The sequence below is a fragment of the Streptomyces vastus genome, assembly GCF_039532825.1.
Taxonomy (GTDB): Bacteria; Actinomycetota; Actinomycetes; order Streptomycetales; family Streptomycetaceae; genus Streptomyces; species Streptomyces vastus.
Map to the genome: position 1 here is coordinate 1 of NZ_BAAASJ010000111.1, position 6,831 is coordinate 6,831.

Sequence of the window (6,831 nt, forward strand, 5' to 3'; positions counted from 1 at the left end):
GGGCGGCGATGCCCTTCGGTGCGTACATCTTGTGGCCGACGACGGTCAGCAGGTCGACGTCCAACTCTCGTACGTCCAGGGGGAATTTTCCGGCTGCCTGGGCGGCGTCGCAGTGGAAGAGCACCCCGTGGGCGCGGGTGATGCGGGCCAGTTCGGCGATGGGCTGGAGGGTGCCGGTCTCGTTGTTCGCGGCCATGACCGAGACCAGAACGGTGTGCTCGGTGAGGGCAGCGGCGAGTGCCGCCGGGTCGACCAGGCCGTTGCCGTCAACGGGCAGGTACGTCACTTCGGCGCCGTGGAGGCGTTCCAGGGCGCGGCAGGTCTCCAGGATGGCCGGGTGCTCGGTGACCTGGGTGATCACATGCGGGCGGTCGGTCCTGCCGGACAGCACGGCGCCGCGCAGGGCGAGGTTGTCGGCCTCCGAGCCGGAGCCGGTGAAGACGATCTCTCCCGCGTCCGCGCCGATGAGTGCGGCGACCTGGGCACGCGCGCAGGCGAGGGCCCTCTTCGGTGCTGCCGCGTACGGATGACCGCTGGAGGGGTTGCCGAACCAGTCCGCCAGATATGGGTGCATGGCCTCAGCCACCCGTGGGTCCACCGGGGTGGTGGCGTTGTAGTCCAGATAGACCGGCCCGCCCCGCAGCCCCGGGTGCGCGGGGATCACGCGGCTTCTCCGGTGGCCACGGGCAGGTCGGCGAGGCGCCACTCCAGCATGCCGTCGGACAATCGCACGGCTCGGTGGCCACGGTCGTTGAGCAGCCGTACGGCATCGTGGGCCAGGACGCAGTACTCGCCGCGGCAGTAGGCGACGACCTCGGTGTCGGCGGGCAACTCGGCGATGCGGTCGGCGAGTTCCTCGACCGGGATGGAGATGGCGCCGGGGATGTGCCCGGCGGCGTACTCCTCGGCCGGACGCACGTCCAGGACGACGACCTCGCCCGCCTGCGCGCGAGCCAGCAGCTCCTCGCGCCCGACTCCCTGCGGCTGGTCGTCGCCGAGGTAGGCGGTGCGGGCGGCCTCGACGCCTGCCTGGTGGGTCTGAGCGACTCGGCGCAGCAGGGCGTACAGGGCGGCTACGTCGTCTCCGGCCAGCCGGTAGTGAATGCGTACGCCCTCGCGGCGGGTGGCCACCAGCCCGGCCTGCTTGAGGGTCTGCAGATGCGCGGAGGCGGTGGTCAGGTTCAGCCCGGCCGCCTTGGCGAGGGCGTCGACGGTGCGCTCGCCCTGGGCCAGCAGATCAAGCAGTTCCAGACGCTTGCCGCTGCTCAGCGCCTTACCGGTGTGGGCGAAGGCGTCGTACAGCGCCGATTTGCGTGCGGGGTCTCCCATGGCATCCTCCATAAATCCATGGAATATTGTATCCGTGGGCGGGCGCCATGACCACCCGGCGCCTACCGTGACACCAGGAGGACCCGATGGGCTTCGCCGACGATCACCTCACACCACTGGTTGACGAGGGTCTGGGCAACAGCGCCTACCTCGTCGACCTGGGCGACGGACGTGCCCTGGCGGTGGACGCGAGCCGGGATCTGCGCGCTCTGCGCGCTGCCGCCGGGCGGCGCGGGCTGAGGATCGCGTACGCCGCCGACACCCACCTGCACGCCGACTTCCTCACCGGCGCGCTCCAGCTCGCCGCCGACGAGGGTGCGACCGTCCTGGCCTCCGCCGCCGGACACCGCGCGTTCCCGCACACGGCGCTCGCCGACGGCGACGAGACCGACCTGGGCGGGCTGACACTGCGCGCGCTGGCCACCCCCGGACACACCGACGAGCACCTGTCCTTCCTCCTGCTGGACGGCACCCGCGAGTTGGGCGTCTTCACCGGCGGATCCCTCATTGTCGGCTCCGCCGCCCGCACCGACCTGCTCGGCGCCGAGCGGGCGGACGAACTCGCCCGCGCCCAGTACCACTCCCTGCGGCGCCTGGCCCATCTGCCGGACGCGACCGCGGTGTGGCCCACCCACGGCGCCGGATCCTTCTGCTCCGCCCCGCCCGGCGCCGACCGCACCACCACCATCGGCGCCCAGAAGCAGGCCAACGCAATGCTCGCCGCGCCGGACGCGGACACCTTCGTACGGCAACTGCTCGGCAGCCTCGGCTCCTACCCCGCCTACTTCGACCGCCTGGGCGAGATCAACCGGCGCGGCCCCGCGGTCCTCGGCACCGCCCCCACGCTCGCCCCGCTCTCGGCGGCCCAGACGCGCCAGCTGCTGGGCGAAGGCGCTCAGATCATCGACGTACGCCCTGTCGCGGACTTCGCCCACGGCCACATCCCCGGCGCCATCTCCATCCCGCTGCGCGACCAGTTCGCCACCTGGCTCGGCTGGCTGCTGCCCGACGACGCCCCCCTCGTCTTCGTCACTGCTCCCGGCCAGGACCTCGCCGAACTCACCTGGCAGGCCCTGAAGATCGGATACGAGCGGCTGGCCGGACACCTGGACATGGCCGCCTGGCAGGCAGGCGGCGGAGAGCAGCAGAGCATCGACCTACTCACCGCCGACCGCATCGCCGAGCGTCCGGTCCTCGACATCCGTCAGCGGGCCGAGCACGCCGCCGGGCACATCGCGGACGCAGTCCACATCGAACTCGGCGACCTCGCCGGACACGCCGACCAAGCACCGGCCGAGGCCGTCGTCGCCTGCGGACACGGCGAGCGCGCCATGACCGCCGCCAGCCTCCTCCAGCGCGCCGGACACGGCGGCCTCACCGTCCTCGACGGCGGACCGGACGACTGGGCCAAGGCCACCGGCCGCACGCTGGAGGCAGGCGAGTGACCGCCACTGCCACCCCTGGCGGCATACGGCTCGGACTACGCGCCAACCTCGCCCAGTTCACCCTGCTCGTCGCCGTCAACGCCCTGGTCGGCGGCATGCTCGGCCAGGAACGCACCGTGCTGCCGCTGCTCGCCGACGACGTCTTCCACCTGTCCGCCTACACCGCCGCCCTCACCTACATCCTGGCCTTCGGCGCCACCAAGGCCATCACCAACTTCTTCGCCGGCACCTGGTCGGACCGCTACGGCCGTAAGCCGGTCCTGATCGCCGGCTGGCTGATCGCCCTGCCCGTGCCCGCCATGCTGGCCTGGGGCCCGACCTGGGCCTGGATCATCGCCGCCAACGTCCTGCTCGGCATGAACCAGGGCCTGACCTGGTCCACCACCGTCATCATGAAGATCGACCTGGTGGGACCGGAACGTCGTGGCCTGGCCATGGGCTTCAACGAGGCCGCCGGGTACGGAGCGGTCGCCGCCACCGCCATGGCCACCGGCGCCATCGCCGAACACGCCGGGCTGCGGCCGGAGCCGTTCCTCCTCGGGGCCGCCTATGTCGTCCTGGCCCTGGGCCTGTCCACCCTCGCGGTCCGCGAGACCCGCGAGCACGCCCGCGCCGAGGCCGCCCAGCACCCCCAACAACCAGGTTCGGAAGCCGAGTTGACCACCGGCCAGATCGCCCGCCTCACCAGCCTGAGCGACAAGGCCCTGTCCGCCGCCAGCCAGGCCGGCCTGGTCAACAACCTCAACGATGCCCTCGCCTGGGGCATCTTCCCCCTGCTCTTCGCCGCCCACGGCCTGTCCATCGCCCAGATCGGCGTCCTCGCCGCCCTCTACCCCGCCGTATGGGGCGCGGGCCAGATGCTCACCGGCTGGTGGTCCGACCACATCGGCCGCAAACACCTCATCACCGCGGGCATGCTGCTGCAGGCCGCCGCCATCGCCCTCGTCGCCGCCGGAACGACCTTCTCCGCGTGGGCCGCCGCCCAGATCCTGCTCGGCATCGGCACCGCGCTGGTCTACCCGACCCTCCTCGCCGTCATCGGCGACGTCGCCCACCCCGCCTGGCGCGCCCGCGCCGTCGGCGTCTACCGGCTCTGGCGCGACAGCGGCTTCGCCGTCGGCGCACTGGTCGCCGGAGTCCTCGCCGACGCCTACAGCCTCACCACCGCCATCTGGACCGTCGCCGCCCTCACCGGCGCCTCCGGCCTCGTCGTCGCGGTACGCATGTACGAGACGCATCCGCGCACCTGACCGCCCCTGAGGTTGCCGTGCCAGGGGCCCGGCTCAACGCTGTGGGCATCGTCGCCGACACGGACGCAGCCCGCGCCTTCTACGCCCGGCTCGGACTCGACCTCCGAACGCGACGACCGTATCCCCGCCCAGGGTGGGCACGGCACGTCGACGAGCGGCCGACCGCGGCCGGCCGGACCTCGTTCAGGCCGGGACGGAACTGGAATCCGCACCGGAGGAAGGCTGACGCCGCCCGCTGGCCCTGGTACCTCGTCCTCGCGGGTGAGGCGGCTGCCGACAGCGGGCCACAACCGCAGGCTGGCGGGGTCGATGGCGGCGTGCGGGCCGCAGCGATCGAATGTCCTGGCCTGGTCAGCGTGGCTGATGGTTCGCGACCAGGCTGTCTCGGGGTGTGTGGTCTGTGCCGCATAATCCTCGCGTGTCCGAAACTCCCGTCCCGATACCGTCGGGATCCGTTCCGGCGGGTACGCCCGCCTGGTCGTCCGCCGACGCCGCCCAGTGGCTGCAGACCCGGCCCGCAAACTGGGCCAGGCCGATGTGGTCCGTGCTGGCGCTGCTGGTCACCGTCGCGTGGGCCATCGCGGTGGAGCCGGAACCGCCGTGCAGTGATGCGGTGCCGTGTGGGCCGGACTGGGGCGGCATGGTACAGATGGGCCTGGCCGTGGGCCTGTTGTACTGGCTCGCCCGGCTGCCGGAACTCACGCTGATCGCCGCTCCCGCCCTGGCGGCCGTCGTGGCATGGGGAGAACTGCCGGGCGCCGACTCGATGTCCTTGGCCGCGAACGTCGCCGTGATCGCGGCTCTCGCCTTCGGCTGGGCCGCGGCCCGCGAGCGACTGGCCACCCGCTCCAGGCAGCGCCGGCTCACGGAGCGGGCCGCCGGCACAGGGCATCCGCTGCCGGGACCCGTCGGCCCGCTCACGCGAGGGACGCTCCCGCTCGCCGCCGCGCTGATCTTGTGCGCCGTGGCCGCCGGTGCGGTCCTGCTGGGGCTGAGAGGCATCCATGCAGACGAGCAGCGCGCGGCCCGGGCCGTGCGCACCACAGCGAAAGTGATCAGCCATGGCGAGGAGTCAGTGCAGCTCCGGACCGACAATGCACGGCGCATCACCGTCGACTCGTACTACCCGGAGGACTACGGCGTCGGCGACAGGGTGACCGTGCTGGAGGACGGCTCGTGGCGGCGCCTGGTGGCCGAGCCGTACGACGCCTTTGGCTGGCAGCTGCTGGTCCTTGCTACCGCACTGCCCGGTCTGTCCCTGCTCACCGTGGGTGTCCTCGCCCGCCGCCGTGCCGCGGCGCTGCGCCGCGCACCGGTGCCGGCTTTGCGCGTGCTGGAGTGCACCGATCATGAAGGCCGGACCTGGGTCTACGCGGCCGACGACAGCTCAGGCCGCACCCCGCTCTTCGCCTGCTTCTTCGCAGCGACGCTCCCGGACGGCGACGGGTCCGCAAGCCGCATCGATTTCGATGACGAGGAGGAGGAAGACCCCGCCGTCGACACACGACTGCACGAAGCAGTCATGCTCGGTGCCCCGTACGACGGCGCTGAACTGCTCCTTGTCACGACAGACCGGGACGGGCATCCGATCGTGATCCGCACCGCCGGCCGGGTCCGACTCCCTCGAACCGGCAAAGACCCACGCCTGGATCCCCATGCCCTCATGGCAGCCCGCTCCGATATCGCAGAGCCACGCCACCAGGCCCAGGCGGACCACATCGCCACCACCTTGACACCCACCAGCCGCCCCCTGCGCTGGGGACCAGGCTCTGTGGCCCGAACGGCAGGACTGGCCTTCACCGCAGGCGTGGCAGCCGGCACCGCCTACTTCACGCATTCCCTCGTGACCGACGGCTTCGGCTGGGAGATCCTCCCCCTGCTCGGGCTGCTCATGTGGATCAACCTGGCGGCCGTCCTCCTCAACTGGCGCGTCACCGCGGACAGCACCGGCCTGTGGCTGGCCGGAGCCTGGACGGTACGACACGTCCCCTGGGAACGGCTGCGGGCCGCCCAGTACACCGCTGAGGGCAGCGTGGAGATACGCCTGTCGGACGGCAGCACCTGGCATCTGACGGGCCTGGGTGAGCCGCGGCTCGAGCGACGTCTGCGGCTGCGTCCGTCGTACGTCCGCATGGCCGAGGAGGTCACCACGCTGCGCCTCCACCCGGATCTGCGCCCCACCGACCGCAGCTCACCGCGCGACCACGGCCTGCCGCTCGGCCCCGTTCTGCTCCTCCTCATCGCCCTCACCACGGCAGCCGCGCTCTTCGTATGAGCAGGCACAGGTTCAACCACGGATCGGGGTAGCCGGCATCTTCGCGATTCATCGGTAGCCGGTCATGCTTCGTCCGCAGTCAACCCGGGCGTCTTCGCAACGGCCTTACGAGGACAGGCCCGTGAAAGGGGCAGGGGCGACGCCGTGGACCGCCATCACACGTTGCGGCTGACGCACTGGGCGACCTCGGCAGGGTCGGCGGGGTAGTTCCGGAAGAGCGCCGGCCAACTCCCCGACCAAGTTGTCGCGCTCACTGCTCGAATACGCCTCTGTGTGCCTGTGCCGAGCACCGTTCTTCCGCCCTGTCGCAATCCCAGCGCACCCGTACCGCGCGCTGCTGCGGCCGATGGCTCATCGGGGCACCTCGCATGTCAGGACGCCGATCTGATCGCCGCCATAATGGCCCGTCCGCAGGGAAAGGCCCGGCCCCGGAGGGATGCTGTTGGTTAATTCGGGCCTGGTTGCTTCGCCCCGTCGTTATGCGGCGGGGCGAAGTGCTGTCAGGGGGCTGGTGCGAGTTCGTGCGTGGGGT

General features: G+C 71.5%; 5 protein-coding genes. 3 read left to right on the forward strand and 2 right to left on the reverse strand.

The annotated features are described in order from the left end of the window. Together ABD357_RS34370 and ABD357_RS34375 are read right to left on the reverse strand one after the other, a co-directional pair. The coding region (locus ABD357_RS34370; protein ID WP_344395144.1) for a cysteine desulfurase family protein at positions 1 to 664 on the reverse strand (664 nt) is incomplete at its 3' end. Beyond that, entirely contained in the window at positions 661 to 1,329 is a 669-nt protein-coding gene (locus ABD357_RS34375; protein ID WP_344395145.1) for an ArsR/SmtB family transcription factor, read from the reverse strand. The genes ABD357_RS34375 and ABD357_RS34370, both read right to left, overlap by 4 nt. A gap of 86 nt (positions 1,330 to 1,415) precedes the next feature. Here ABD357_RS34375 and ABD357_RS34380 point away from each other — a divergent pair, with 86 nt between their 5' ends. From ABD357_RS34380 to ABD357_RS34390, 3 genes are all read left to right on the forward strand, one after another. Then, complete coding sequence (locus ABD357_RS34380) at positions 1,416 to 2,774, forward strand: MBL fold metallo-hydrolase (protein ID WP_344395146.1); 1,359 nt, start codon at positions 1,416 to 1,418, stop codon at positions 2,772 to 2,774. Beyond that, on the forward strand, positions 2,771 to 4,024 hold the full coding sequence (locus ABD357_RS34385; protein ID WP_344395148.1) for an MFS transporter: 1,254 nt from the start codon (positions 2,771 to 2,773) through the stop codon (positions 4,022 to 4,024). The genes ABD357_RS34380 and ABD357_RS34385 overlap by 4 nt, the downstream gene beginning before the upstream one ends. A 418-nt stretch (positions 4,025 to 4,442) precedes the next feature. Next, complete coding sequence (locus ABD357_RS34390; RefSeq protein ID WP_344395149.1) at positions 4,443 to 6,299, forward strand: DUF3592 domain-containing protein; 1,857 nt, start codon at positions 4,443 to 4,445, stop codon at positions 6,297 to 6,299. Positions 6,300 to 6,831: the final 532 nt, after the last annotated feature.

What these genes read in the sequence shown, in the direction of transcription:
- ABD357_RS34375 (WP_344395145.1), bottom strand. Translation starts at nt 1,329, where the DNA reads ATGGGAGACCCCGCACGCAAATCGGCGCTGTACGACGCCTTCGCCCAC.
- ABD357_RS34380 (WP_344395146.1), top strand. Translation starts at nt 1,416, where the DNA reads ATGGGCTTCGCCGACGATCACCTCACACCACTGGTTGACGAGGGTCTG.